General features: G+C 73.6%; 24 protein-coding genes. 4 read left to right on the plus strand and 20 right to left on the minus strand.

Annotated elements, in window-relative coordinates; all coding sequences use genetic code 11:
• Positions 1-54: 54 nt before the first annotated feature.
• From pucD to PKE99_RS17310, 4 genes are read right to left on the minus strand one after another with little or no spacing between them, the layout of a single operon-like run.
• On the minus strand, positions 55-2,328 hold the full coding sequence (pucD, locus tag PKE99_RS17295; RefSeq protein ID WP_037045613.1) for a xanthine dehydrogenase subunit D: 2,274 nt from the start codon (positions 2,326-2,328) through the stop codon (positions 55-57).
• Positions 2,325-3,665 (minus strand): 8-oxoguanine deaminase, encoded by a 1,341-nt coding sequence (locus tag PKE99_RS17300; RefSeq protein ID WP_037045615.1) that lies wholly within the window; start codon positions 3,663-3,665, stop codon positions 2,325-2,327. The genes pucD and PKE99_RS17300 overlap by 4 nt, the downstream gene beginning before the upstream one ends.
• The gene (locus PKE99_RS17305) at positions 3,662-4,123 is read right to left on the minus strand and encodes a (2Fe-2S)-binding protein (RefSeq protein WP_037045617.1); all 462 of its coding nucleotides are present in this window, start codon (positions 4,121-4,123) and stop codon (positions 3,662-3,664) included. Before PKE99_RS17305 ends, PKE99_RS17300 begins: the two co-directional genes overlap by 4 nt.
• Positions 4,120-5,004: an FAD binding domain-containing protein gene (locus PKE99_RS17310; RefSeq protein WP_037045618.1), complete on the minus strand. Its 885-nt coding sequence runs from the start codon at positions 5,002-5,004 to the stop codon at positions 4,120-4,122. The genes PKE99_RS17305 and PKE99_RS17310 overlap by 4 nt, the downstream gene beginning before the upstream one ends.
• A 93-nt stretch (positions 5,005-5,097) precedes the next feature.
• On the opposite strand from PKE99_RS17310, the gene PKE99_RS17315 reads away from it, so the two are divergent.
• The gene (locus tag PKE99_RS17315) at positions 5,098-6,615 is read left to right on the plus strand and encodes a PucR family transcriptional regulator (protein ID WP_037045620.1); all 1,518 of its coding nucleotides are present in this window, start codon (positions 5,098-5,100) and stop codon (positions 6,613-6,615) included.
• Between the two features lie 110 nt (positions 6,616-6,725).
• Here PKE99_RS17315 and PKE99_RS17320 read toward each other — a convergent pair whose 3' ends face one another.
• The 5 genes from PKE99_RS17320 to uraD (PKE99_RS17340) form a co-directional block, all read right to left on the minus strand.
• Entirely contained in the window at positions 6,726-7,781 is a 1,056-nt protein-coding gene (locus tag PKE99_RS17320; RefSeq protein WP_051737406.1) for a zinc-binding dehydrogenase, read from the minus strand.
• An 85-nt stretch (positions 7,782-7,866) separates the two neighbouring features.
• Positions 7,867-8,712 (minus strand): factor-independent urate hydroxylase, encoded by an 846-nt coding sequence (gene pucL, locus PKE99_RS17325; protein ID WP_037045622.1) that lies wholly within the window; start codon positions 8,710-8,712, stop codon positions 7,867-7,869.
• A 2-nt stretch (positions 8,713-8,714) separates the two neighbouring features.
• Positions 8,715-9,008, minus strand: coding sequence for a hydroxyisourate hydrolase (locus PKE99_RS17330; RefSeq protein WP_037045624.1), 294 nt, complete (start codon positions 9,006-9,008; stop codon positions 8,715-8,717).
• A complete protein-coding gene (gene uraD / locus PKE99_RS17335; RefSeq protein ID WP_037045625.1) occupies positions 9,005-9,493 on the minus strand; it encodes a 2-oxo-4-hydroxy-4-carboxy-5-ureidoimidazoline decarboxylase in 489 nt (162 codons plus the stop codon). Before uraD (PKE99_RS17335) ends, PKE99_RS17330 begins: the two co-directional genes overlap by 4 nt.
• Positions 9,490-11,430 (minus strand): 2-oxo-4-hydroxy-4-carboxy-5-ureidoimidazoline decarboxylase, encoded by a 1,941-nt coding sequence (gene uraD / locus PKE99_RS17340; RefSeq protein WP_037045627.1) that lies wholly within the window; start codon positions 11,428-11,430, stop codon positions 9,490-9,492. Before uraD (PKE99_RS17340) ends, uraD (PKE99_RS17335) begins: the two co-directional genes overlap by 4 nt.
• A gap of 202 nt (positions 11,431-11,632) precedes the next feature.
• On the opposite strand from uraD (PKE99_RS17340), the gene PKE99_RS17345 reads away from it, so the two are divergent.
• Complete coding sequence (locus PKE99_RS17345; protein ID WP_037045629.1) at positions 11,633-12,232, plus strand: molybdopterin-dependent oxidoreductase; 600 nt, start codon at positions 11,633-11,635, stop codon at positions 12,230-12,232.
• Between the two features lie 14 nt (positions 12,233-12,246).
• Positions 12,247-12,498 (plus strand): DUF6510 family protein, encoded by a 252-nt coding sequence (locus tag PKE99_RS17350; protein WP_037045631.1) that lies wholly within the window; start codon positions 12,247-12,249, stop codon positions 12,496-12,498.
• Between the two features lie 109 nt (positions 12,499-12,607).
• Here PKE99_RS17350 and PKE99_RS17355 read toward each other — a convergent pair whose 3' ends face one another.
• Genes PKE99_RS17355 through PKE99_RS17405 form a run of 11 tightly spaced genes read right to left on the minus strand, consistent with a single transcriptional unit; the run spans position 12,608 to position 24,329 of the window.
• Positions 12,608-13,153, minus strand: coding sequence for a DoxX family protein (locus PKE99_RS17355; RefSeq protein ID WP_051737407.1), 546 nt, complete (start codon positions 13,151-13,153; stop codon positions 12,608-12,610).
• Positions 13,154-13,212: 59 nt separating this feature from the next.
• Positions 13,213-13,608 carry an STAS domain-containing protein gene (locus PKE99_RS17360; RefSeq protein ID WP_051737408.1) on the minus strand — a complete coding sequence of 132 codons (396 nt, stop codon included), beginning with the start codon at positions 13,606-13,608 and terminating at the stop codon, positions 13,213-13,215.
• A gap of 36 nt (positions 13,609-13,644) precedes the next feature.
• Positions 13,645-15,186, minus strand: coding sequence for an LLM class F420-dependent oxidoreductase (locus PKE99_RS17365; RefSeq protein ID WP_063739754.1), 1,542 nt, complete (start codon positions 15,184-15,186; stop codon positions 13,645-13,647).
• Positions 15,183-16,421: a CaiB/BaiF CoA transferase family protein gene (locus PKE99_RS17370; protein WP_051737409.1), complete on the minus strand. Its 1,239-nt coding sequence runs from the start codon at positions 16,419-16,421 to the stop codon at positions 15,183-15,185. Before PKE99_RS17370 ends, PKE99_RS17365 begins: the two co-directional genes overlap by 4 nt.
• Complete coding sequence (locus PKE99_RS17375; protein WP_051737410.1) at positions 16,418-18,055, minus strand: AMP-binding protein; 1,638 nt, start codon at positions 18,053-18,055, stop codon at positions 16,418-16,420. The genes PKE99_RS17370 and PKE99_RS17375 overlap by 4 nt, the downstream gene beginning before the upstream one ends.
• Complete coding sequence (locus PKE99_RS17380) at positions 18,052-18,813, minus strand: enoyl-CoA hydratase/isomerase family protein (protein ID WP_051737411.1); 762 nt, start codon at positions 18,811-18,813, stop codon at positions 18,052-18,054. Before PKE99_RS17380 ends, PKE99_RS17375 begins: the two co-directional genes overlap by 4 nt.
• 48 nt (positions 18,814-18,861) lie before the next feature.
• A complete protein-coding gene (locus PKE99_RS17385; RefSeq protein WP_156067578.1) occupies positions 18,862-19,752 on the minus strand; it encodes an ABC transporter permease in 891 nt (296 codons plus the stop codon).
• On the minus strand, positions 19,749-20,783 hold the full coding sequence (locus PKE99_RS17390) for an ABC transporter permease (protein ID WP_051737412.1): 1,035 nt from the start codon (positions 20,781-20,783) through the stop codon (positions 19,749-19,751). The genes PKE99_RS17385 and PKE99_RS17390 overlap by 4 nt, the downstream gene beginning before the upstream one ends.
• A complete protein-coding gene (locus PKE99_RS17395) occupies positions 20,783-22,324 on the minus strand; it encodes an ABC transporter substrate-binding protein (RefSeq protein WP_037045633.1) in 1,542 nt (513 codons plus the stop codon). Before PKE99_RS17395 ends, PKE99_RS17390 begins: the two co-directional genes overlap by 1 nt.
• On the minus strand, positions 22,321-23,328 hold the full coding sequence (locus PKE99_RS17400; protein WP_063739755.1) for an ABC transporter ATP-binding protein: 1,008 nt from the start codon (positions 23,326-23,328) through the stop codon (positions 22,321-22,323). The genes PKE99_RS17395 and PKE99_RS17400 overlap by 4 nt, the downstream gene beginning before the upstream one ends.
• Positions 23,325-24,329 carry an ABC transporter ATP-binding protein gene (locus PKE99_RS17405; RefSeq protein ID WP_037045635.1) on the minus strand — a complete coding sequence of 335 codons (1,005 nt, stop codon included), beginning with the start codon at positions 24,327-24,329 and terminating at the stop codon, positions 23,325-23,327. The genes PKE99_RS17400 and PKE99_RS17405 overlap by 4 nt, the downstream gene beginning before the upstream one ends.
• 246 nt (positions 24,330-24,575) lie before the next feature.
• Here PKE99_RS17405 and PKE99_RS17410 point away from each other — a divergent pair, with 246 nt between their 5' ends.
• Positions 24,576-25,961, plus strand: a complete 1,386-nt coding sequence (locus tag PKE99_RS17410) for a 4-hydroxyphenylacetate 3-hydroxylase N-terminal domain-containing protein (protein WP_037045637.1) — start codon at positions 24,576-24,578, stop codon at positions 25,959-25,961.
• Positions 25,962-26,023 lie beyond the last annotated feature (62 nt).

The raw sequence follows: 26,023 nt of genomic DNA on the forward strand, positions 1-26,023 counted from the left end.
GGCAACTGCCCCTCTCTTGGGGCAGTTGCCACTCACAGGGTGGGATGAGCAGGGTCAGAAGGTGATGTGCTCGGGGCGGATCGGGACCCGGCGCAGGGCCTTGCCGGTGGCGGCGCGGACGGCCGCGGCGACGGCGGGGCCGGACGAGATCGTGGGCGGCTCGCCCACCCCGCGGACGCCGTAGGGCGCGTGCGGGTCGGCGTACTCCAGCACCTTCACCTGCATCGGCGGCATGTCGAGGATCGTGGGGATCAGGTAGTCCGTGAAGGACGGGTTCTTCACGTGCCCGTCCTGCACCACGATCTCCTCCATCAGCGCCAGGCCCATGCCCTGCGCGCTGCCGCCCTGGATCTGCCCGACGACGGCGTCGGGGTTGAGCGCCCGGCCGACGTCCTGCGCCGTGTCCAGCGCGACGACCTTGACCAGGCCGAGCTCGGTGTCGACGTCGACCACGGCGCGGTGTGCGGAGAAGGCGTACTGGACGTGCGCGTTCCCCTGCCCCGTCTCCGGGTCGATCGGGAAGGTCGGGCGGTGCCGCCACTCGACGGTCTCCTCGACCGGCTCGTCGAGCACCTCGACCAGGCCCGCAACGACCTCGCCGGACTCCGCGACGATCTTGTCGCCGTCCAGCCGGAGATCACTGCGCTGCAACAACGCTGCCGCGCGCCGCAGGACCGAGGTCCGCACCGCCTCGCACGCTGCCTTGACGGCGCCGCCGGTCACGTACGTCTGCCGGGAGGCGGACGTCGAGCCGCCGGAGCCGACGCTGGTGTCCTTGGGGTGCACGACGACCTGGTCCACGCCCAGCTCGGTGCGGCAGATCTGCTGCTCGATGGTGATCAGGCCCTGCCCGACCTCCGCGGCCGCGGTGTGCACGGTCGCGACGGGCTCGCCGGCGACCGCCTCCAGGCGCACGCGGGCGGTGGAGTAGTCGTCGAACCCCTCGGAGAACCCGACGTTCTTGTAGGTCACCGCGTACCCGATCCCGCGCACGACGCCCTCGCCGTGCGTGGTGTTCGACGCGCCGCCGGGCAGCTCGCGGATGTCCCGCTCGCCCTCGGGCTCGGGCGGCAGCGGCAGGTCGCGGACGGTCCGGATCAGCTCGGCGACGGGCGCCGCGGAGTCGATCACCTGACCGGTGATGTTGAGGTCGCCCTCGACCATCCCGTTGCGCGCCCGGATCTCCACCCGGTCGACGCCGACCCGGTCGGCCAGCTCGTCCATCAGGGCCTCGTGCGCGAACGCGGCCTGCACGCAGCCGAAGCCGCGCATGGCGCCGCAGGGCGGGTTGTTCGTGTAGACCCCGCGGGCGTCGACGTGGACGCTCGGGATCCGGTACGGGCCCAGGCCCAGCGTGCCGCCGTTGCCGACGACCGCGCCGGTCGACGACGCGTAGGCGCCGCCGTCGAACAGGATGTCGGCCTTGGCGTAGATCAGCTCGCCCTCCTCGGACGCCCCGAACTCGTAGCGCAGCCAGGCCGGGTGCCGGTGGACGTGCCCGAAGAACGACTCGTCCCGCGCGTAGCTCATCTTCACCGGCTTGCCGGTGTGCAGCGCGAGCAGGCACGCGTGGACGTGCATCGACAGGTCCTCGCGGCCGCCGAACGCTCCGCCGACGCCGGCGAGGGTGAGCCGCACCTGCTCCGGTGGCAGCCCGAGCACCCGGCAGACCTGGCCCTGGTCGACGTGCAGCCACTGGGTGGCGACGAAGAGGTCGACGCCGCCCTCGCCGTCCGGCACCGCGAGTCCGGACTCCGGCCCGAGGAAGGCCTGGTCCTGCATGCCGACCTCGAAGTCCAGCGCCACCACCACGGGGGCGGTGGGGGCCGGGTCGCCGCGCCGGATCTTCATGGCGCGCACGAGGTTGTCCTCGCGGGACGCGTGCACGAGCGGGGCGTCGGCGTCGAGCGCGCGGCGCGGGTCGGTGACCGCCGGCAGCACCTCGTAGTCCACGACGATCCGCTTGGCGGCGCGCCGCGCGGTCTCGGGGTGGTCCGCCGCGACCAGCGCGACGGGTTCGCCCTGGTAGCGGACCACGCCGTCGGCCAGGGCGGGGGTGTCGAGGTGCTCCAGCCCGACGGCGTTCTCGCCGGGGACGTCGGCCGCGGTGAGGACCGCGGACACGCCGGGGACGCGCAGCGCCTCGGTGACGTCGATCGAGCGGATGCGGGCGTGCGGGTGCGGGCTGCGGAGCGTGACGCCCCAGACCATGTCGTCGTGCCACAGGTCGGACGAGTAGGCGAACTCGCCGGTGACCTTCAGCGTGCCGTCGGGGCGGAGCGGGGAGTCGCCCAGCCTGCCGGCCGTCCGGGTCTCGGTACTGGTCATGACGCCTTCTCCAGCAGGGTGCGGTGGACGCGGGCGCACTCGCGCGCCACGGCGTCCGTGTCGACGGTGACCACACGGTCGTGCTCGACGACCGGGCGGCCGTTCACGAGCAGCAGGTCCAGCGGCGGTGGCGAGCCGAGCACGAGCGCCGCGACGGGGTCGGCGACGTCCGCGTGCCCCAGCCCGTCGAGGCCCCAGAGGGCCAGGTCGGCGAGCTTGCCGACCTCGATCGAGCCGATCTCGTCCTCCCGGCCCAGGACGCGGGCGCCGCCGAGGGTGGCCAGCTCCAGGGCGTCCCGGACGGTCAGCGCGGTGGGGCCGCCGACGGCGCGGGCGAACAGCACCGCGTGCCGGACCTCCTCCAACAGCGAGCCCGCCTCGTTGCTCGCGGCGCCGTCGACGCCGAGTCCGACGCGGGCGCCGGCGTCGCGCAGGTCGCGGGTGCGGGCGATCCCCGCGCCCAGCCGGGCGTTGGACGACGGGCAGTGCGCCACCCCGGTCCGGGTCGCGCCGATCCGCTTCACCGCGGGGTCGTCGAGATGGACGGCGTGGGCGAACCAGACGTCGTCGCCGGTCCAGCCCAGGCCCTCGACGTACTCCAGCGGCGAGCAGCCGAAGCGCTCGCGACAGAAGTCCTCCTCGTCGAGGGTCTCGGCGAGGTGGGTGTGCAGCCGGACGCCGCGCCGCCGGGCCAGCTCGGCGGACTCGCGCATGAGGTCGCCGGTCACGGAGAAGGGCGAGCACGGGGCCAGCGCGACCTGCAGCATCGAGCCCGGCGTGGCGTCGTGCCAGCGGTCGATCGCCGCCTCCGACGCGGCCAGTACGGCGTCCCGGTCCTCGACGACGTGGTCCGGCGGCAGGCCGCCGTCCTTCTGCCCGAGGTCCATCGAGCCGCGGCAGGGGTGGAAGCGCAGGCCCACCTCGGTGGCGGCGCGAATCTCGGCGCCGAACACGTCCCCGCCCTCGCGGGGGAAGACGTAGTGGTGGTCGGTGCTGGTGGTGCATCCGGTCAGCGCCAGCTGGGCCAGTGCGCCGGTGGCGCCGGTGTGCACGGCGTGCTCGTCGATGCCCGCCCACACCGGGTACAGCGTGGTGAGCCACTCGAAGAGCGTCGCGTCGACCGCGAGGCCGCGGGTGACCCACTGGTAGAGGTGGTTGTGCGTGTTGACGAAGCCCGGGGTGAGCAGGCCGCCGCGGGCGTCGACCACGTCGTGACCGGCGCGGTCCACAGCGGGTCCCGCGCCGACGGCGGTGATCCGGTCGTCCTCGACGACGACGTGCCCGCCGGCGATCTCCTCGCCGGTCACGGTCACGACGTGCGCGTTCTCGATGATCATCGCTTCGCCACCGCCGCAGCCCGCACGGCGTCCAGGATCTTCTCGTAGCCGGTGCACCGGCAGAGGTTGCCCGCCAACGCCTCCCGGATCTCCGGGTCCGTCGGCTCGGGGTTGCGCTCCAGGAGGTCCTTGGTCGACATCAGGAACCCGGGGGTGCAGAAACCGCACTGCACCGCACCCTTCTCCACGAAGGCCTGCTGCACGGGGTCCAGCTCCTCGCCCGCCAGGCCCTCGACCGTCGTGACCTCGCGGCCCTGCGCCTGACCGGCGGCGACCAGGCACGCGCACACCGGGGTCCCGTCGAGGTAGACCGTGCAGGAGCCGCACTCGCCCTGCTCGCAGGCGTTCTTCGAACCGGGCAGGCCGAGCCGCTCGCGCAGCGCGTAGAGCAGGCTCTCGCCCTCCCAGACGTCGTCGGCCTCGCGGCGGGTGCCGTTGACCGTCAGTTCGATCCTCATGCGGCGGCGCTCCGGTTCTCGTCGCGGTAGGAGTCCCAGGCCCAGGTCGCGGCGCGGCGCGCCATGACGGACAGGGCGTGGAGGCGGTACGCGGCACTGCCGCGGACGTCGTCGATCGGGGCCGCGGCGTCGCGGACGCGGCGGCCGAAGTCGGTGGCGAGGCCCTCGGGCAGCGGGCCGCGGGAGTCCCACAGCCCGGCGGCCTCGAGCTCGCCGGCGAGGAAGGCCGCGGCCTCGGGGGCCGGGCGTGGGGTGGGTGCGGCCGACCCGATCCCGGTGCCGACGACGCGGCGGTCCGGGTGCAGCGCGAACCCGAAGGCGGACACCGCGATCACCATGGCGTTGCGGGTGCCGATCTTGCAGAACTGCTGCGGGCCGGCGGGCGGGGTGACGCGCACGGCGGCGATGAGCTCGTCGGCCTCCAGCACGCTGCGCTTCACGCCGGTGAAGAACTCGGCGACCGGCACCACGCGCGTTCCGCGCACCGAGGCGATCTCCACCTCGGCGAACGCGGCGAGCAGCGCCGGATGGCTGTCCCCGGCAGGGGAGGCCGCGCCCAGGTTCCCGCCGACCGTGCCGCGGTTGCGGATCTGCGGCGACCCGACGGTGCGCGCGGCCATCGCCAGGCCGGGCAGCGCGCCACCGAGCTCGGTGATCACCCGGCTGTAGGTCACGCCGGCGCCGAGCCGGATGCGGCCCGCGTCGCGCGACCACTCCTGCAGCTCGGGAACCCGGGTGAGGTCCAGCAGGGCGGCCGGGCGCCGGTGGTCGAAGTTGAGCTCGACCATGACGTCCGTGCCGCCCGCGACGGGCAGGGCGTCGGGGTGTGCCGCCTTGGTCTCGAGGGCCTCCGCCCAGGAGGTCGGCGCCAGGAAGTCCATGCCGAGAAGTACAGCGCGCGCTCGTGACCGCCACGAGTCGCTGCCGCGACGAACCCGTGGCGGTCCCGGGCGGCACGGTTGTACGTTCCTCCAATGCTGCTGCGCGACCTGGTCGGACGGCCCGACCTGAAGCTGCGGCTGCTGCACGGCGACGCGGCGGCGCTCGAGCGCCCGGTGCGCTGGGTCTACACCACCGACCTGCCCGATCCCGGCCGCTACCTCTCCGGCGGCGAGCTGGTGATCAGCGGTCTGGTGTGGCGGACGGCCGAGGCCGACACCGAGCGGTTCGTCGGGGCGCTCGCGCGGGCCAAGGTGGCGGCGCTGGCCGCGGGCGCGGCGGTGTTCCACGGGATCCCGGACGACGTCGTGGAGGCCTGCCGCCGGCACGACGTCCCGCTGCTGGAGGTGCCCGAGGAGGTCTCGTTCGCGGCGGTCACCGAGTATGTCGTCGGCTCGGTGACGGCGGCCCGGGGCGACCGGCTCGCCGTCACGGTGGGGCGGCAGCGGCAGCTGCTCGCCGCGGTGGCCAGCGGGCTGGGGCTCGACGAGCTCACCGCGCAGGTGGGGGCCGCGATCGGGCTGACCTGCCGGGTGTTCACGGCGACCGGACGCGCGCTCGCCGCCGGACCGGAGCCGTTGCCCCCGGCCGAGCTCGACGCCGCGGTGCGGACCTTCCTCACCGCCGACCGGCTGCCCGCGGTCACCCCGGGCCCGGCGCGCACGGTGTTCCCGGTGGGACCGTCGTCGGAGCTGCGGCCTACGTCGTGGTTCGTCGCGGTCGACGGCGCGCGGCCGGACTGGGACCAGGAGACGGTCGAGGCGGTGGGCGAGCTGGTCGCGATCGCCGCGCTCGACCGGGCGCGGCGCAGCGAGGGGCTGCGGCTCGCGCGTGACATCGCCGACGACGCGATCGCGCTGGTCGCGGAGGGTGCGGGGGAGCGGCCGGAGCTGCCGGTGCGGCTGCGGCAGGCGGGGCTCGACCCGTCGGCGCCGCTCGCGGTGGCCGTCGCGGGCTTCAGCGGGCCGGGGCGGGTGGAGACCGCGCGCTCGGTGCTGGTCGACGCCGCCGCGCACCTCGGGCCGCCGGTCGTCGGGACCCACGAGGGGCTGGCCGTCGCGCTCGTGCCCGGGGACACGGCGGTGCTCGACGCCGCGCTGGCCCGCCTCGAACCCGGGTTCGCGTCGGAGAAGCTCGCGGTCGGGGTGAGCCGGCCCGCCGCGCTCGCCGCCCTGACCGGGGCGTTGCAGGAAGCCGTGCACGCGCGGACGCTCGCGCAGCAGCGCCCGGGCGCGGTCGCCGTGGTCACGGCGTCGGAGGTGACCTCGCACGTCGCCCTGCTCGCGGCGGTGCCCGACGACGTCCGCCGCACCTTCGCCGACCGGGTGCTCCGCCCGGTCCTGGCCTACGACGAGCGCAACGCGGCCGGGCTGCTGGAGACCCTGGAGGCGTTCCTGGACTGCTCGGGCTCCTGGAGCCGCGCCGCGGAACGGCTCCACCTGCACGTCAACACCGTGCGGTACCGGATCGGGCGGGTGGAGGAGCTGACTGGCCGCAGCCTCGCCGACTTCCCCGACCGGGTCGACCTCTTCCTCGCCCTCCGCTCCCGCTGACGCAGTATGGAACCATAATGCTCGAATCGCATCGGTATTGGCGCGTTATGGAACCATACTGCGACAATTGAGGCCGATTCCGCGCGTTATGGTTCCATAGTGCGGGTCGGTCAGGGGACGACGACCACGCGCTGCGGCTCGCCCAGCTTCTGGTGCAGCGTCTGCAGCGCCTTGTCCGCCTCCTCGAGCGGGAAGCGGTGGGTGATCGAGCGGCTGAGGTCCAGCCGGCCCGCGGTGACCAGGCCGAGCACGGAGCGGATGGATGCCGCGGTGAACCCGTAGGAGCCGAGGACCTGCAGCTCGCGCCGGACGAACACCACCGGCGGCGGGAGCACGATCGGCTCCGCCCCGATCCCGACGACCACCAGCCGTCCGCCAGGGCGCAGCAGCTCCGCGGCCCCCGCGATGCTCTCCTGCCGGCCCACGAACTCGGCGGCGACGTCCACCCCGGCTCCGCCCGTCGCCGCGAGCACCGCCTCGGTGGCCGCCGGCCCGGGCTCGAGCACCAGGTCCGCGCCGACCTCGACCGCGCGGGTGCGCTGCGACGCCCGCGGGTCGACGGCGATCACCGGCGACGCCCCCTGCAACCGGGCGATCTGCACGGCGTGCAGGCCGAGCCCACCGACCCCGACGATCGCGACGGCCTCGCCGGCGCGGACCCGGGCGACGTCGGTCAGCGCGTGGAAGGGGGTGGCGACGGCGTCGGTGACGATGGCACCGACGTCGAACGGCACGTCGTCGGGCAACGGCACGAGGGCGCGGGCCGGGACCGCGACGAACTCCGCCAGCCCGCCGTCGTGGTGGACACCGACGAGGCTGCGACCCGCGCAGATCGATCCCCGCCCGGCCAGGCACTGCGGGCAGGTGCCGTCGGTGAGCACCGCGTTGACGACCACCCGGGCGCCCGGCTCGGGCCCCTCCACGTCGGGCCCGAGCTCCGCGACCGTGCCGGCGACCTCGTGCCCGAGGGTGATCGGCACGAACCCGACCGGACTGCCCTCGATCGCGAAGTGCACGTCCGAGCCGCAGACGCCCGCGGCCCGGACCTGCACGAGCACCTCGCCGGGCCCGGGCTCGGGCCGCGGGAGGGACTCGGTCGCCAACGGCCTGCCGGGCTCGTGGAACCGGGCCGCGCGCATCGTCCCGGGGCGCATCGTCTCGGGCATGGGTCACCTCCGCGTCGAGGCCGCCGTGGTGCGGGGATCGTCACCGAGTTCGGGGGTGATCGCCAGTACGCAGATGTACGACTTGTCAGTCGCGGGTGACCGTCGCCTGGATGAGGCCGTAGGGCCGGTCGGCGGCGTAGAAGACCTCGTTGGGGTTCTCCAGGCCGAACGGGGCCAGGTCCACGACGAAGTGGTGCTTGTTGGGCGCCGAGAGCGAGATCTCGGTGATCTCCGGGTGCGCCTCCAGCACGCCCTTCCCCATCTCCCACAGCGTCTGCTGCAGCGCGAGGGAGTGCACGGTGGCGAAGCGCTCGAGGAGGATCCGCCGGACGTCGGCCCAGGACTTGTCCCAGTCCACGTCCGTGCCGGCGTAGGCCCACTCCGCGACCAGCGAGGTGGACATGATCCGGTCGTGGGTCTCCTGCAGGGTCGTGTAGGGGTCGGTGAGGAAGCCGGCGAACTCCGAGCCGGTGGACTTGAGCAGCACCAGGTCCCGCAGCCCGGAGACCACGCGCTCGCCGTCGGCGGAGACCTCCACGACCGTCGTCCGGATCTCCGACTCGCGGCGCACCCAGGTGTGGTCGTGCCCGCGCCCGTCGACCGGCACCCGCTCCCAGGTGTGCTCGTCGACGGCGATCCGCGCCCCGGACACCGGCTCGACGTCGGCGACGAAGTGCCGCGCCACCGTGAGCGCGTAGTCCTCGATCTCGCGCAGGCCCTTCTCCTTGGCGTACGCGTAGCAGGTGTTCTTCTGCGTGTCGGTCGGCAGCACCCGGGACTGGTCACCCCGCAGGTGGGCGTCGGTGAAGTCGCCGCGCAGCGCGGTCGTCACGGTGACGTCGCGGATCTCGTGCCGCGGCGAGTCGCGGTAGATCCGGACGACCCGGTTCTCCGCCTTGCCGTAGTCGTTGGCACCCAGCCTGATTCCCATGTCTAGCTCCCGCGGTAGGTCGAGTAGGCGAACGGGGACAGCAGCAGCGGTACGTGGTGGTGCCGCCCCGGGTCGGTCACGGTGAAGGTCACCGTGACCTCGGGATAGAAGTCGGACCGGTCGCCCGTGGCGAAGGTCAGGGTGTGGACGCCGGGGCCGGGCTCGGTGAAGCGGCCCCGGCCGTCGGCGTCCGTGGTCAGCCGGTCGCGTTCGCGGCCCTCCGTGCGCAGCACGACGGTCATCCCGGCGGCGGGCGTGCCCGTCGCCGCGTCGAGGACGTGGGTGGAGAGCGTCATGGGCCGAACACCCGCTCCAGTCGCAGCCCGTTGATCGCGGCCAGCTCAGCGAGCGCCACGCGGCGCTCGGTCGCGGGGTCGTTGCCGAGCCGGGCCCGTAGCGTAGCGAGCAGGTCCTCGGCGTCCCGGCCGCTGGCGCAGACCAGGTAGACGTGCCCGAAGCGCTCCTCGTAGGCCCGGTTGCCCTCGGCCAGCGCGTCCAGGACCCGCGCCGGCGCCGTGGCGACCGCACCCTGCTCGCGGCGGGCCGTGCCCTGCGCGGACCGGTCGCCGATGCGCGGGTGGCCGGCCAGGGCGGCGTCGAGGTCGTCCTCGGTGAGCGCCGCCGCGGCCGCCCGCTGCAGGGCGGCCGGGCTGCCGTAGGGCCTCCCGGCGACGACCTGCCGCGCCCACCGTGGCGCGGAGCAGACCTCGCGGAGCAGCTCCTCGGCGCGGGCGGCGGGCAGGTCGTCGAAGGCCGCGACCGTGAGGGCGACGGCCGTCATCGGGCACCCGACCCGAAGGCCCCGGCCCGCGCCGTCGCGATCGGGTTGGCCTCGGCGACGAGGTCCTCGAAGCGGCGGTTGGCCACCTTGGCGATCTCGATCAGCGCGGCCGCGTGCTCCTGGGCGGGGGAGTTGCCCAGCCGGCGCCGGCCCTCGCGCAGGATCGCCTCGCGGTCCGGGTGCTCGCGCACGCAGACGATCAGCGGGATCCCGAAGCGCTCCCGGTAGGCCGCGGCCAGCTCGGCGAACTCGGTGCGGTCGTCGTCGGAGAGCCGGGTCAGGCCGGCCGACGCCTGGTCCTCGCGGGAGTCGTCGCCCTCGTCGCCGTCGGCCACGCGGTCGCCGCCGAGGTCGGGGTAGGCGGCCATCAGCGCGCGCTGCTCCTCGCGCGGCGCCGCGAACAGCGCCTCCTGGAACGCGGTGCGCAGGGCCGCCGTGTCGGCGAACGGCTTGCGGTCGTAGGCCCGGCCGACGACGTCCGTCGGGCCCTGGAACAGCCGGCCGAAGGCGGCGGTGAACTCGTCGCGGCTCATGCGGTTGACCTGGTCGAGCCGGATGGTCGGGGTGCCCGGCGCGCCGGCGACGGCGGGGCCGAAGTCCTTGCCGACGTGGTGGAACACCAGGTTCAGCACGATCGCCGTGATGCTGCCGAGCGTGATCCCGGAGCCGAACACGATCTGCGCCCAGGGCGGCAGCGCCTTCGCGACGTCCGGCTGCGCGGTCACGAACATCGCCAGCCCCAGGCTCGTCCCGACGATCACGACGTTGCGGTGGTCGTGGAAGTCCACCCGGGACAGGGTCTGGATGCCGACGACGGCCACGGTGGCGAACATCGCCAGCGCCGCGCCGCCGAGCACCGGGTGCGGGATGCCCGCGACGACCGCGCCGGCCTTGGGGATCAACCCGATGAGGATCATGAACACACCGGCGGCGGCGACGACGTACCGGCTCTTGACGCGGGTCAGCCGGACCAGCCCGACGTTCTCGGCGAAGCAGGTGTAGGGGAAGGAGTTGAGGACGCCGCCGATGGTGGTGGCGAGGCCGTCGGCCCGCAGCGCGCGGGCGATGTCCTCGCGGCCGACCCGCTTGTCCACGATCTCGCCGGTGGCGAAGACGTCGCCGGTGGTCTCGACCGCGGTGATCAGCATGACGACGATCATCGAGACGATGGCGGCGCCCGCGAACTTCGGCCACCCGAAGTAGAAGGGCGTGGTCACGCCGAACCAGGAGGACTCGCCGACCGCCGCGAACGACGCGTCGCCCAGCAGCCAGGCCACACCCGTGCCCAGGACCAGCCCGATCAGCACGGCGACGGTGGCGGTGAACCCGCGGAACACCCGCTGGATCACGACGATGACGGCGAGCGTGCCGAGGGCGTAGGCCAGGTTACGCGCGCTGGTGGGGTCGGGCGCGGAACCGCCGCCCACGGCGTCCTGCGCGGCGACCGGGAGCAGCGCGAGGCCGATGATGGTGATGACCGTGCCGGTGACGACCGGCGGGAAGAAGCGGATCAGCTTGCTGAACCAGGGGGCGATGAGGAAGGTGAACAGGCCGGCGACGATCACGGCGCCGTAGATCACCAGCAGGCCGTCGGTGCCGCCGCCCGCCGCGAGCCCGATCGCGATCATCGGCGACACCGCCGTGAACGTGACGCCCTGCAGCAGCGGCAGCCGCACGCCGACCTTCCAGAACCCCACGGACTGGATGATCGACGCGATGCCGCAGGTGAAGAGGTCGGCGTTGATCAGGTGGATGAGCTCGCGCTCCGACAGGCCGATCGCGCCGGCCAGCAGGATCGGCACGATGACCGCACCGGCGTAGAAGGCGAGCACGTGCTGGACGCCGTAGACGGCCAGCTTGCCGGCGGGCAGCACCTCGTCGACCGGGTGCGGTCTGCGGCCGGACTTGCGTGGACGGGATCGGGCGGTAGCGCGCACGGGCACCTCGCAGGGGGTGGTGTGGGACGCGTCATACCTTCCGTGTCCGCTTCCGCCCGCGGCAGGCACCGCGACCACGAACGCGCGGCCCGCCCCACCCTGTCCTTTGTGCGATCCGACAGGTGGGTCCTTGGTACGAACGCGCGATGTGGCGGGCCCGCCCACCCGGCATGCTCGGGTGCTCCGAGGGAAGGAGCGGGCGATGGCGGTGGTGTCGCGGGGGTTCCACGGACGCGGGCGGCGCGACGGGCGCCTGCCACCGGGTCAGCGGGACATCGGGGACGGGTTCCCGGTGCTCACCGCCGGGCCGACCCCGCACACCCCGCTCGAGGAGTGGGACTTCGTGGTGCAGGGGGAGGTCGACGGGCTGCACCGGTGGACGTGGGAGGAGTTCCGGGCCCTGCCGCACGAGCCGGTCACGGTGGACATCCACTGCGTGACCAGCTGGTCCAAGTTCGACACCCACTGGTCCGGGGTCTCGATCGACACCGTGCTCGAGGGCGTGGAGACGGCGGCGGAGTACGTCGTCGCCTTCTCCGACGGCGGCTACACCACCAACCTCCCGCTCGAGGACCTGACCGGCGGGCAGGCGTGGGTCGTCGACACCTACGAGGACGAACCGCTGGCGCCCGAGCACGGCGGGCCCGCGCGGCTCCTCGTGCCGCACCTGTACTTCTGGAAGTCGGCGAAGTGGGTGCGGGGGCTGGCGCTCACGTCGTTCGACGAGCCCGGCTTCTGGGAGACCTTCGGCTACCACAACTACGGCGATCCGTGGCGCGAGCAGCGCTACGCCGGCGACTGAGGCGGGACCGACCCATGGCGACCACGCTCGACGACCTGCGCGGCCTCTTCGCGCTCGACCTCACCGACGCCGTCCTCACCTGCGGCGGCTGCGGGGCGAGCACCGAGCTGCGCGCGCACGACCTGTACCCGGACGCCCCCGCGCTGGTGGTGCGCTGCCCGTCCTGCACGGCCGTCGTGCTGCGGTTCGGGACCGGCGGCGGCCGGGTGCGGCTCGACCTCTCCGGGACCCGCCTGCTCACGGTCACCGCGCCCTCGGCGGGCTGATCGGCGGTCTCGTGACGGCCGTCGGTGATCACTCTCGTCGACGAGGAGCAGCGTGACCGTGAACTCCGTGCTCGCAGGGCCGAACTCGATCCTGCCGTAGGGCGCCGGGTCAGGTGTCCGCCCGCTCGGCGGCCGGCATGTCGGTGCCGGGACTCGCTGCGGGGGCCGGGGCGGACGCCTTCGTCAGCGCCGCCACGACCGCCGAGCCCAGGAGCCCCGCCGCCAGCTGCGCCACGGCGACCCGCCACCCCGAGCGCTCGATGCCCAGCGCGTGGTCGAGCGACAGCTCGCCGGGCCCGGTGTCCGCGATCGCGAACGCCGCGGCCGCGATCACGGCGTTGTACTCCCAGCCGCCCTGCGTCGCCCACGGCCCCTTCGACCCGTGGACGTGGTAGACGGCGGAGCCCATCGTCCCGGTGATCATGCCGGTGGCGACCGGGGTGGCGAGACCCGCGGTGAGCAGGGCACCCCCGACCGCCTCCGACACGCCCGCGGCCAGGGCGTTCTGCCGGCCGGGCCGCAGCCCCATGCTCTCGAACCCCGCCGCGGTCTGCGCGAGGCCGTGTCCGCCGAACCGCTCGGTCAGCTTCTGCAGCCCGTGGCCCAGGAACAGCAGCCCGATCACGGCCCGCAGGACGGCGATCCCGATCTTCATGCGTGCACCTCCGTGTCGTCGAGGCCGACAGGTTCCCGGTCAGCGACGCTCCAACCGCCTCAGCCCGCGCGCGACCCCGGCTCCCCGGTGAGGGCCTCGTCGAGGTCGCGGCAGAGGCCGAGGACGTCGGCGACGCCGGTGAGGTGGAGCGGACGGAGGACCCGCGGGTTCTCGCCGACGACGAGCCGCAGCTCCGTCCCGGTGCTGGTCGCGCTGCGCCGGGCCAGCAGCAGGTCGGCGATGCCGAAGGAGGCGAGGAGGGTGACCCCGGTCAGGTCGACGACGACCGTCGGCCGGCCCGCGGCGAAGGCCTCGGCGTAGGCCGCACGGACCTGGCCGCTGGTCTCGTCGTCGATCTCGCCGGCGACCCGGACGATCACGGCCTCGCGCCCGCCGTGGCCATGGCGGCCCACGGTCACCTGGACCTGCGGTCCGCACCACGGCCCGGTCGTCATGGATCGCGACGGTACAGACCGGGCGCCGCGAGCGGCTCAGTCCCCCGCGACGGCCACCGGCGCGGACCGGTCGGCGTCCCCCGTGAGCTCGTCCTCCTCCACCCGGGCGCAGGCGGCGAGCGCGTCGACGAGGTCGTTCAACTCCTGTTCCCGGGTGCCGCGGAAGCCGAAGTCGATCCCGTCGACCGCCGCGATCGAGCGGTCGACCTTCGCCGCGCCGCTCTCGGTCAGCACCGCGAGGGTGCTGCGGCCGTCCGCGGGGTGCGGCTTGCGCTCGACCCAGCCCTCGCTCTCCAGCCGGTTCACCACGTAGTTGCAGCGGGCCGGGGAGATGAGCAGCCGCTCGGCCATGCGGCTGAGGGGGCTGCTGCGGTCCGGAGCCATCGCCAGGTGCAGGAGCGCCGAGTGCTCGGTGATCGAGAGCCCGTGCTGCTTCAGGGCCTTGCGGACGACCTCGAGGACCCGTTCGTGGGTCCGGAACAGGGACATGAAGGCGCTCATGGCGGTCGGCTGCGGCCACCCGAGCTCACCCCACCGCTGCCGGTCCTGGGCCACGATCGGGTCGACGGGCTTCGTCGCGGTCCCGGCGGAGACGACCGCGGGGCCGGTCGAGGCGCCGGCCCGCCGGCCGAGCTGGTCGATGAGGTCGGCCGCGTCGCCGTCGAGGTTGGTGAGGGCGAGCATCGGCGTGGTGATCCCGGCGTCGACGTAGTCCTGGATGCGCGCGCGGCACGCCGCCGCGTCGCCGTGGATGAACAGCTCGTCGACCAGCGAGTCGGGGATGGCGGCGAGTGCCGCCTTCCGGTCGCCGGCCCGCCACGCGCCCCACATGTCGGCGAGCTCGTCGCCGCGCCCGAGCCACTCGTGGAACTTCGCGTAGGCGTCGACGTTGAGGTAGGCGGCGATGGCGCGCTTCGCGTGCTCGCGGACCTTCTCCACGTCCGACGAGCACACGACGAACAGTCGCGCGACGATCTCCGGTGCCGTGGAGCGGCCCTCGTACACGTAGGGCACGACCTTGCGGACGTCGTCGGGCGAGAGCCAGTTGAGGATGGCCCCGTCCGACCGCCGTCCCGCGAGGCGGAGCATCCCCGGCCGCAGGCCTGCGACCAGCACCTTCGGCCGGTTCTGGGGAACCACGCCGAGCCGGAACCCCTTGATGGTGAAGCTCGGGGTCTCCATGTCGACCTTCTCGCCCGTGAGGGCGCGGTCGAGGAACGTCACGACGTCGCGGACCCGGCCGTACGGGTCGTGGAACGGCACGCCGTTCCACCGCTCGACGATGACGTCCGACGAGGAGCCGACGCCGAGGAGGACCTGGCCGTCCGTGGAGTCGGCCAGGGACGCCGCGCTCATCGCCAGCAGGGCGGGCGACCGGGTGTAGGCGGGGGTGATCGCGGTGCCGAGCCGGAGCCCGGGGTAGCGCTGGGCGGCCAGGGCGAGCGGGGTGAAGGCGTCGTGCCCGTTGACCTCGCTGCTCCAGACGTCCGTGTAGCCCGCCATCACGGCCCGGTCCAGGACGGCGGCGTGGTCCTTCAGCGTCCGGCCGCCGAGAGGGATCGACAGTCCGTAGTTCACGAGGGCTCCTCGATCAGGTCGGGGGTCCGGGATGCCGGCCCTTGCAGGACGTGTGCTTTCTCGAGCTCGTCGATCCGCGCGTCGTCGAGGTCAAGGATCTCGCGCAGCACGGCTCGGTTGTCGGCGCCCAGCTCGTGGGCGTGCAGGTCGCGTTCGGTCATGCCCGCGAAGCGGATCGGCAGGCCCGGGACGGTGAGCGAGCCCCAGACCTCGTCCGTGACCTCGCGGACGACGCGCCGCGCGACGTTGTGCGGGTGGGTGACGGCCTCGGGGAGGGTCCGGATGAGCTCGCAGGCGACGCGGTGCTCGGTGAGGACGCGGACGGCCTCCTCGGGATCGGCGACGGTCGCGAGCCAGTCCTCGACGAGCGCGTTGACCTCCTCGCGGTGCGCGGCCCGTTCGTCGTTGGTGGCGTACCCGGGTGCCCGGGCGAGCTCGGGGCGCCCGATCGCCGCGGCGATCCGGGGCCAGTCCCCGGGCGAGACGCAGGCGACGAACAGGTAGCGGTCCCGGCACCGGAAGAACCCCGCGGGACAGACGGTCGCGTGGAAGTTGCCGCTCGCCTCGGGTACCTGGGTGCCGCCGGACCCGCTGTAGGCCTGGACGTTGATCTCGTGGAAGGCCATGTAGGTGTCCAGCAGCGAGACCTGGACCCACTCGCCCAGCCCGGTCCGTTCCCGCTGGAACAGGGCCGCGGCGACGCCGCCGAAGCCGTAGACGCCGGTCGCGGCGTCGCCCATCGCCGGTCCGGGCAGCATCGGCGGACCGCCGACCGGCCCGCTGACGTGCGCGACCCCGGACATCGCGGCGCCGATGGTGTCGTAGCCCGGCTTGTGTGACAGCGGGCCCCCGTAGCCGAGCCCGGTCACCGAGCAGAGCACCAGCCGCGGGTTGGCCCCGTGGAGCACCTCCCAGCCCAGCCCCATCTCGGCGAGGACGCCCGGGCGGAAGCTCTCGACCAGCACGTCGCTGTGCCGCACCAGGTCGAGGATCAGCGCCTTGCCCTCGTCCGAGCGGAAGTCCAGGCAGACGCTGCGCTTGCCCCGGTTGGCCTGGATGAAGTAGCCGGACCGGCCGTCGCGGAGGTAGGGGAGCCCGCGGGCGGGGTCCCCGGCCGGCGCCGGCTCGACCTTGATGACGTCGGCGCCGTACTCGGCCATCAGCTGGGCCACCGTCGGGCCGGCGAGGACCCGCGCCATCTCGATCACCCGGACGCCGTCCATCGGGCCGCTCACGAGCCACCGATCCGGACACCCCGGCGGCTGACGTGCACGTCCGCCGCCTCGCGGTCCCACGCGTCCGAGACGCCGTACTCGCGGAGCGGCCGCTTGCGGATCTTCCCGCTCGGGGTCCGCTCGAGCTCGTCGACGACCCGGAGGTAGCGGGGAACCATGAAGTGCGGCAGGCGTTCCGCCGCCCACACGATCAGATCCGTCCGGTCGAGCTCGTGGCCCGGCCGCAGGACGACGGCGGCGAGGACCTCGTGCTCGGACTCGCCCGCCACCCCGACCACGGCGCACTCGAAGACGGCGGGGTGGGCGTTCAGGACGGACTCGACGTCCGCCGAGGGGACGTTCTCGCCGCGCCGCCGGATGGCGTCGCCGAGCCGGTCGACGTACACGTACTGCCCGTCCGAGTCGACGTACATGGCGTCGCCCGTGTGGTACCAGCCGCCGCGCCACGCCTGGGCGGTCTCGTCGGGCAGGCCCAGGTACTCGCGCATCATGATCGCGGGCTCCGAGGTGCGGACGACCAGCTCGCCCGTCTCGCCGTCCGGCAACGGGTGGTCCTCGGCGTCGACGATCCGGGTCTCCAGCTCGGGGCGCGGCCATCCGCAGCCGCCCGGCCGCGCCTTTCCGAAGTCCGCGGTGAAGACCGTGCCGGCCTCGGTGGAGCCGTACCCGGTGCCGATCTCGACGTCGAACCTGGCGGCGAACTCCTCGGCCTCGCGGAGCACCGGGGCGACGAACAGCCGGGTGAAGGTGTTGTCGGCGTCGTCGGATCGGCGCGGTTGCTGGTGGAGGTACTGCGCCATCGCCACGACCAGGAGCGCGTACGTGCACCCGTGCTCGCGCGCCTCCTCCCAGAAGGTCTCCCCGGCGAACCGCGGCGCGATGTAGGCGGCGCCACCGGCGATGAGGGCGTTGTAGGCGCCGGCCCACTGCCCGCCGACGTGGAACAGCGGCAGGACGACCATGGCGGTGTCCTCGGGCCCGGCCGCGCCGAGGAGCTGCGGCGCACCGTAGGTGTAGGCGTGGGCCTGGGTGACCACCACACCCTTGGACCTGCCGGTGGTGCCGGAGGTGTACATCAGCGCCATCGGGTCGGTGCCGGTCACCGGGGGCAGCGCGGCGGGCAGGGAGGCGTCGTCGAGGAGGTTCCCGTCCGCGACGGTGATCCCGCCCGACCCGGGGCGTCCGCGGCCGCGGACGACGACGGTCCGCACCGCGGTGCCCTCGGCCGCGTCGAGGAAGCGCTCGAGGTACTCGGCCTCGACGACGGCCGCGGTCGCCGCCGAGTCCTGGATCTGCCGGGCGAGCACGGCGCCCCGGTAGGCGGTGTTGACCGGCACCTCGACCATGCCGCCCGATGCCAGCCCCAACCAGGTCAGGGCCCCGTCGACCGTGTTGTCGGTCATGGTCAGGACGCGGCCGCCGGCCCCGACGACGTCGAGCAACGCCGCGGCCCGGCGCCGGGCGACGTCCCAGACCTGGCCGTAGGTGAGGGAGGCGGTGCGGTCGAGGAGCGCGACGCGGCCCGGGGTGCGGTGCGCGGCGTCCACGAGGACCTGGGGGACCGTGCGCTCCGCGATCGGCGGCAGGACCATGCCCGACGGGAGGTGGCCCGCCGGGGGCGGAGGCGGGGTCATGCGCTGCGCTCCGCCGCGAAGGCCGCGTGCCGCTCCTTCTTCTCCGCCGTGTCGCTCAGCATGAACAGGCGGTACTGGTCGACGCGCAGTGCCGCGGCGAGCGGGAGGTCGGCGGCCTGGAGCAACGACTCCTTCGCGAGCCGCTGCGCGGCCGGAGGGGCGGCGGCGAGGGTCTCCGCGATCTCCGCGGCGCGCTGGGCGAGCGCGTCGCGGGGGACGATCTCCGAGACGAGCCCGATGCGCAGCGCGACCTCGGCGGGCACCTTCTCACCGAGCATCACCAGCCGGTGGGCCCACGTCGGCCCGACCTTGCGCAGCAGCCGGCTCATGCCGCCGGCCCCGGGCACGATGCCGAGGGCGACCTGCGGGAGGAAGAACTTGGCGTCCTCCGCCACGACGGCGATGTCCGCGGCGAGCACGAGCTCCACGCCGGCACCGACGCACCAGCCCTGCGCCGCCACGACCACCGGCTTGGGGCAGGCGGCGACCGCCTCCAGGCCGCCGCCCTCGGCGGGCTCGAGGTGGGCGAGCAGGTCGTCCCCCGAGTGCGTGTTCGGGTCCTTGAGGTCGGCACCGGCGCAGAAGGCGCGGCCCTCGGCGTCGAGGACCACGACCCGGACCGCGGGGTCGGCGACGGCCCGGCCGAGCGCGGACCCCACACCCCGGGTCAGCTCGGCGTTGACCGCGTTCAGGTTGTCGGGGCGGTTCAGGGTCACCCGGGCGACGGAACCGGAGACGTCGTAGGACACGAGGGACATGCGCAGGGCCGCCTTTCGAAGGGGTCGCGGAGATCGGGTCGCGGGAGGTCAGAAGGTCTGTTGGCGGGGGTCGAGCTCGCGCCGCAGCGCGTCGCCGACGGCGATGAAGCAGTACGCCGTCAGGACGATGGCGAGGCCGGGCGCGAAGACCTGCGTCGGCGCCTGGGACATGTAGCCGTAGGCCTGGCCGAGCATCGACCCCCAGCTCGCGGTCGGCGGTTGGACGCCGAGCCCCAGGAAGCTCAGGCTCGCCTCGGCGAGCAGCGCCGTGCTCATGAGCAGGGACATCTGGATGACGACGGGGGCGACGGCGTTCGGCAGGACGTGCCGCACCGCGACCCGCAGCGGGTGGGACCCGTACGTGACCGCGGCCGGGACGTACAGCCGTTCCCGGGTCGAGAGGGTCTGACCACGGATGAGCCGGGCGACGCTCGGGGCGAACACGATGCCGATGGCGCACATCGACGTCACGAGCCCGGGCCCGACGACGCCGGTCACGCCGATCGCCAGCACGATCGCGGGGAAGGCGAGCACCGTGTCGAGGACCCGCCGCAGGACGATGTCGACGATCCCGCCCGCGAAGCCAGCGGCCAGGCCGAGCGGGAGCCCCACCAGGACGGCCACCGCCATCGCGAGCACGGAGGCGACCAGCGAGGCCCGGGCGCCGTACAGGAGCCGGGACAGCACGTCCCGGCCGAGGTCGTCCGTGCCGAGCGGGTGGGTGGCGGACGGGGTGGCGAGCCGGTCGGCGATGGACTGCGCGTTCGGGTCGTGCGGCGCGATCAGGGGCGCGAACACCGCCACGAGGACGAGGACGACGAGCACGCCCACGGCGACGAGGGCGGCCTTCTCCTCGTGTCGCCAGCGGCCGAGGGCGCGCCGGAGGCCCTCGGCGCGCGGGGTCGCCGGTGCGGTCACGGTGTCGACGGTGGTGGTCACGACAACCTGATCCTCGGGTCGATGCGGCGGTACAGGATCTCCACGATCGCGTTGGCCACCAGCACGATCACGGCCATGACCAGCACGACCGCCTGGATGACCGGGTAGTCGCGCTGCTTGACGGCGTCCACGACGAGGGTGCCCATCCCGGGGATGGCGAAGACGACCTCGACGACGACGGTGCCGCCGACGAGCCGGTTGATGAGCAGGCCCAGCACGGTGACCACGGGGACGCCGGCGTTGCGCAGGGCGTGCCGGACGAGGAGCGCCGTCCCGGAGATGCCCTTGGCGCGGGCCATCCGGATGTAGTCCGCGGTGAACACCTCGAGGAGTGCACCCCGCAGCTGCCGCGCCACCTCCGCGACGCCGGCGGCGCCGAGGGCCAGGGTCGGGAGCACGGCGAACCGGAGGAACTCGCCCGCGCCGTCGCCGGCGCGGGAGAAGCCGGTCGCCGGGAACCAGGGGTTCCAGATGGCGAACACGGTCACGAGCACCAGCCCGAGCCAGAAGTTGGGGACGGCGATGCCGAGCGTCGCGGCGCCGGTCACCACGCGGCCCTCGGGGCGCTTGTTCCGGACCGCCCCGACGATGCCGGCCGCGACCCCGACCACGACGGCCAGGAGCAGCGAGCAGAACACCAGGGAGAGGGTCACGGGCAGCCGCTGCGCGAGCAGCCCCGCGACACTCTGGCCGGAGTACAGCGAGGTCCCGAAGTCGCCGTGCACGACGCCGGCGGCCCAGCTCCCGTACTGCGCGAGCAGCGGCTTGTCGAGGCCCAGCTGTGCCCGGATCTCCGCGAGCCGCTCCGGGGTGGCGTTCTCGCCGGCGATCGCGGTCGCCGGGTCGCCCGGCACGAGCTTGATCAGCCAGAAGGCCACGAAGGTGGCCAGCACCAGGGTGGCCAGGAAGGCGCCGGCCCGGAGCGCCAGCGTCCGGGCCGCCGCGGCGCGACGGCCGGGCGGCCGGGCCGCCCCGTCCCGCTGCGGCTGCAGCGGGACGGGCGCGGCCGTCACCGGAGGTGCCGTGGACATCAGGCCCCGCTCGACTTGTTCAGGAAGGCGACCTTCGGCTTGCCGAGCAAGCTCGCGGTGTAGCCGGTGACTGCCGTCGAGTACGCCGTGACGTCGCCGCGGAAGTAGAGCGGGGCGTACGGGGCGAAGTCGGCGATCAGCTTGTCCGCCTGCGCGTAGGCCGCGGCGCGCTGCGCGGTGTCCTCCGTCGCGACCGCCTGGGCGAGGACCTGGTCGAGTCCCGGGATCGCCACCTTGCCGGGGTTCTGGTAGCTGTTCTGGGCGAAGAGCCGGTTGTAGGTCTGGCCGGGGTCGGGTCGACCGGACCATCCGTACTGCGCGGCGTTGGTGCCCTGCTTCTCGAAGTACAGCGAGACGCCCTGGTTGGTGTCCATCGACTGGACCTTGTAGTCGATGCCGATCTCCGCGAGCTGCGAGCGGATGATCTCGTTGCGCCGGATCTCCAAGGGCGAGGCGGTCGCCACGGTGGTCAGAGTGACCCCGCCCGCGTACCCCGCCTCGGCCATGAGCTGCTTCGCCTTGGCGACGTCGTGCGGCCATACGGAGTCGTTGGCCTTGTCGTAGGCCCAGTGCGAGGTGGGCAGCGGCTGACGGGCAGGCTCGCCCTGGCCGTTCACGGTGCCCTGGATGATGTCGTCGCGGTCGAGGGCGAGGTTGATCGCCTGGCGCACCCGGACGTCGTCGAGCGGCTTCTGCGCCAGGTTGAAGTAGATCATGTCGAAGTAGAGCCCGACGGGGCTCTCGACGGTGAGCTTGCCGCTGTTCCGCAGCTGCGGGATGTCGTTGGCGTCGAGGGCGTCGGCGAAGTCGATCTGCCCGGAGAGCAGCGCGTTGGCCGCGGCCTTGGGATCGGTGATGATCCGCATCTCCAGGTTCTCCATGGGCGGCGGCGTCCCGTAGTAGTTCGGGTTCCGCTTGAGCACGAGCCGATCGCCGGGGCTGTAGCTGACCAGCGTGTAGGGGCCGGCACCGACCGGCTTCTGGGCGAAGTCGGCGTTCGCGGCGGTCGGGCCGACGATCATGCCCGCGCGGTCCGCGAGGACGAGGACGAGCGAGGTGTCCGGGGTCTTCTCCTTGATCACGACGGTCGTCGGGTCGGGTGCCTCGACCCCGGCGACGTTCGACAGGTCGGCCTTGTTCGTCTGGGTCTGGTAGCGCTCCAGGCTGGCCTTCACGGCGTTGGCGTCCAACGGGCTGCCGTCGGAGAACTTCAGTCCCGGCCGGAGCTTCAACCGGAGGGTGGTGGGGTCGGTGAAGCTCCAGGACTCCGCGAGTCCGGGGGTGGCGACGAGTGTCTTCGGGTCGAACTCCACCAGGGTCGCGTAGATCGGGTAGAGCGACACGTGGTCGGTGCCCGACGGGCCCGCCTGTGGGTCGAGCGAGGACGGGTTGTTGCTGACGGCGACGGTCAGCGTGGTGGCGGTGGTGCCACCGCCTTGCGCCGGTGCGCCACAAGCAGCCGTCACGAGGAGGGCCACGCCCAACAGGCCGAGCAGCGCGCGCCTGACGACAGCGGACGCCGTTGTCCGGTACAGGGTCACGATCGAGCCTTTCGGAGGAGGGACGACGGGAGCGGGACAGCCGGGTCCGCTGTCGCGGACCGCGGTTCGAGCAGGTGGCAGGCGGCCGAGTGGGCCGGCGACACCGGGACGACGGCGGGCTCGACCTGCGGGCAGCCGTCGACCGCCACCGGGCAGCGCGGGTGGAACCGGCAGCCGGTGGGCGGGTTCGCCGGGTCGGGGATCTCCCCGCGGACCGGTCGTTCGGCCCCGCCGCCCGGGTGTGCGCCGGGCAGGGAGGACAGCAGCCCCTGTGTGTAGGGGTGTTGCGGGTCGACGAGCACGTCCCGCGCGGGACCCGACTCGACGACCTGGCCGAGGTAGAGCACCGCCACCCGGTCGGCGACGTAGGGCAGCAGGGCGATGTCGTGGGTGATGAAGACGTACGTCAGGTCGCGCTCCGCGCGGAGCTCCACGAGCAGGTTCACGATCTCGGCCTGCAGGGAGACGTCGAGCGCGGACACGGCCTCGTCGCAGATCACCAGGCGCGGCTTCGAGATCAGCGCCCGCGCGATGGCGACCCGCTGCCGCTGCCCGCCGGACAGCTGGTGCGGGAACCGCTCCTGGAGCGGTCCCTCCAGGCCGACCCGGTCGAGCATCGCCGCGGCCCGGTCGCGGGCCTGCCGCGCCGACGTCCCCGCGACGGCGAGCGGCTCGGCCACCGACTCCCGGACCCGCCAGCGCGGGTCGAGCGAAGACCCCGCGTCCTGCGGGACGAACTGCATGCGGTGCCGCTCCCGCCGGAGGGCGGCGCCGCGGAGCGACGCCCAGTCCAGGCCGTCGAACTCGACGGATCCGGCGGCCACGGGAACGAGCCGGAGCAGCGCGCTCGCGATGGTCGACTTCCCGGACCCGGACTCGCCGATCACGGCGAGGGTCTCGCCCTGGTGCAGGTCGAGGTCGACGTGGTCGACGGCGCGGAGGCGGCCACGGCCGACCCGGTAGTCGACCGTCAGGCCACGGGTGCGGAGCAGCGGGGCGCTCACCGGACCCCCGCACCGGCGACGACGACGGAGTCGCGCGGGTCCGACGCGCGGACGCACCGCACGCTCCGGTCGGGTCCGAGGGCGACGAGCTCCTGGGGCCCGGCGCACTCCTCGCGCGCCTCCCGGCACCGCGGCCGGAACAGGCACCCCTCGGGCGACGCCGACGGCGACGGCACCCGGCCGGGGATGACGTCGAGCTGTTCGCCCCAGCCGTCCACCCGCGGGCGGGCGGCCATCAGCCGGCTCGTGTACGGGTGGCTCGGCCGGTCGAGGACGCGTGCGGTGGGCCCGATCTCGACGACCTCACCGGCGTACATGGTCACGACGTCGTCGCACACCGCGCCGACCGCCCCGAGATCGTGCGTGATCAGCAGGACGGACATGCCCTCGTCGTCGCAGAGGGTCCGGAGCAGGCGGAGGATCTGCGCCTGGATGGTCAGGTCGAGGGCCGTCGTCGGTTCGTCGGCCACGAGCAGGCGCGGCCGGCAGGCGATGGCCGCGGCGATCATCGCCCGCTGCCGCAGACCGCCCGACAGCTCGTGCGGGTACCGGCGGTACCGGCCCGCCGGGTCCGGCATCCCCACGCGGGCGAGCACGTCGATCGCCTTGTCGCGCGCGGAGCGGCGGTCCAGTCCTTCGTGGACCCGGATCGTCTCGGTGACCTGGGTGCCGATCGTGAGCAACGGGTTCAGGGCCGTCATCGGGTCCTGGAAGATCATCCCGACCAGCGAGCCACGGAGCCGGTCGGCCGCCGCGGGGGAGAGGTGCAAGAGGTCGGTGTCGCCGAAACGGGCCCCGCCGCCGATCGTCGTCGTCGCCGGGTCGTGCAGACCCAGCAGGGCCAGCCCGGTCGCCGTCTTCCCGCTGCCCGATTCGCCGACGAGGCCGACCATGCGGCCGGCGCCGACGCGGAACGAGGCGTCCCGGACCGCGGCATGGGTGCCGGTGCGGGACCGGAAGACCACCGACAGGTGATCCACGACGAGGTCGTCGCCCGCCATTGGGCCTCCTCCATGATCTCAATCACTTCAGACTTTAAAGATATTGGTTCAGGAGTTGAGGACTGTCAACGGGGGCATCGACGACGCCGTGCGGGTCCTCGGCGACGGGACGCACGTCGGCACTTCGTCGAAGGAGTCGTTGACACTCTGTCAAACGCTACGTAGAACAGGGGTCGAGGTGCGCCACCGGTGATCGCGGCCGGTCGTCGCGTCCAGCCGCCGACCGACGGAGCGAGGAGCTGTCCCGTGCTGACCGGTGAGGAGTACCTCGCGTCCCTGAACGACGGGCGCGTCACCTTCTTCGAGGGCGAGGAGGTGAAGAACATCCCCGAGCACCCGGTCATGGGCACCGCGGCGCAGCTGACCGCGGCGACGTACGACCGGTTCCACAACCCGGAGCCGGGGGCGGTCAATCTGCTGATGACCCCGCCCCGCAGCCCCGGGGACCTGCGGGACCTGATCCCGGTGCTGAGCGAGGCGGACATCGTCACGCGGGTGACCTTCGGGTCACTGATGGCGCTGCTCACCGCGGCGGACCGGCTGGCGGAGGCGGGGGCCGGGCACGTCGACGCGATCCTCGGCTACCACGACCAGGCGAAGCGCACCGACATCCGGATCACGGAGTGCATCACCGACGCGAAGGGCGACCGGGGCCGGCCGCCGCAGGGGCAGACGGACCCCGACGCCTACGTGCGCGTGGTCGACCGGTGCGACGAGGGCGTCGTCGTTCGCGGGGCGAAGCTGCACATCACCGGCGCCTCCTACGGCCACGACCTGATGGTCATGCCGACCAAGCGGATGAGCGCCGAGGCCGGGGACTACTCGATCGCGTGCGCGATCCCGGTCAACGCGCCCGGCGTCCGCATCATCAACTCCTCCTACGCCCCGCGGGGCGAGGACGTGCGGCACTTCCCGCACACCAGCCACGACCACATGCCGGACGGGTTCGTGGTGTTCGACGACGTGTTCGTGCCCCGTGACCGGGTCTTCCTCGACGGGGACCCGCAGTACGCCGCGGTGTTCGCGCACTCGCTCGGGCTGTGGGAGCGCATCGGCGGGGTGTCGCAGATGACCCGCAACGCCGAGCTGCTCGTGGGGTTCGCGCACCTGATCGCCGACGCGAACGGGCTGCTCGGGGTGGCGCACATCAAGGACAAGCTCGCCGAGATGATCATCCACGCCACGATGCTGCGGGCCGGCCTCGAGGCCGCGCTGCACAACGCCGTCGTGACCCCGCAGGGCTTCGTGCACCCGAACGAGCTCTACACGAACGCCGCCAAGTACCAGGGTGCGGCGAACTACAGCCTCATGGTCCGGCACCTGCACGACATCGCGGGCGGGTCGCTGCTCACCGCGCCCACCATCGGTGACCTGGAGAACCCGCAGACCGGCGGGGACGTCCGCAAGTACATGCAGGGCCGCTCGGGTGTGCCGGCGGAGAACCGGCTGCGGATCTTCCACGCGATCCGCGACCACACCGCCGACGCGTACGGCGGCTGGCACGCCGCGACGAACGTGCTGTCCGGCGGCGGCCTGTACGCCCAGCGGATCGTGGCGTCGAACCACTTCGACATCGAGGCCGCCCGCGCGATGGCCCTCGCCGACGCCGGTATCGAGCACTGGTCGGCGTGAGCCCGCGCCTCGCCCCGGTCCCGCCCGGCGACCGGATGCGCACCGACCTGCAGCGCGGCGCG

This window comes from Pseudonocardia halophobica, from assembly GCF_027922425.1.
GTDB lineage: Bacteria > Actinomycetota > Actinomycetes > Mycobacteriales > Pseudonocardiaceae > Pseudonocardia > Pseudonocardia halophobica.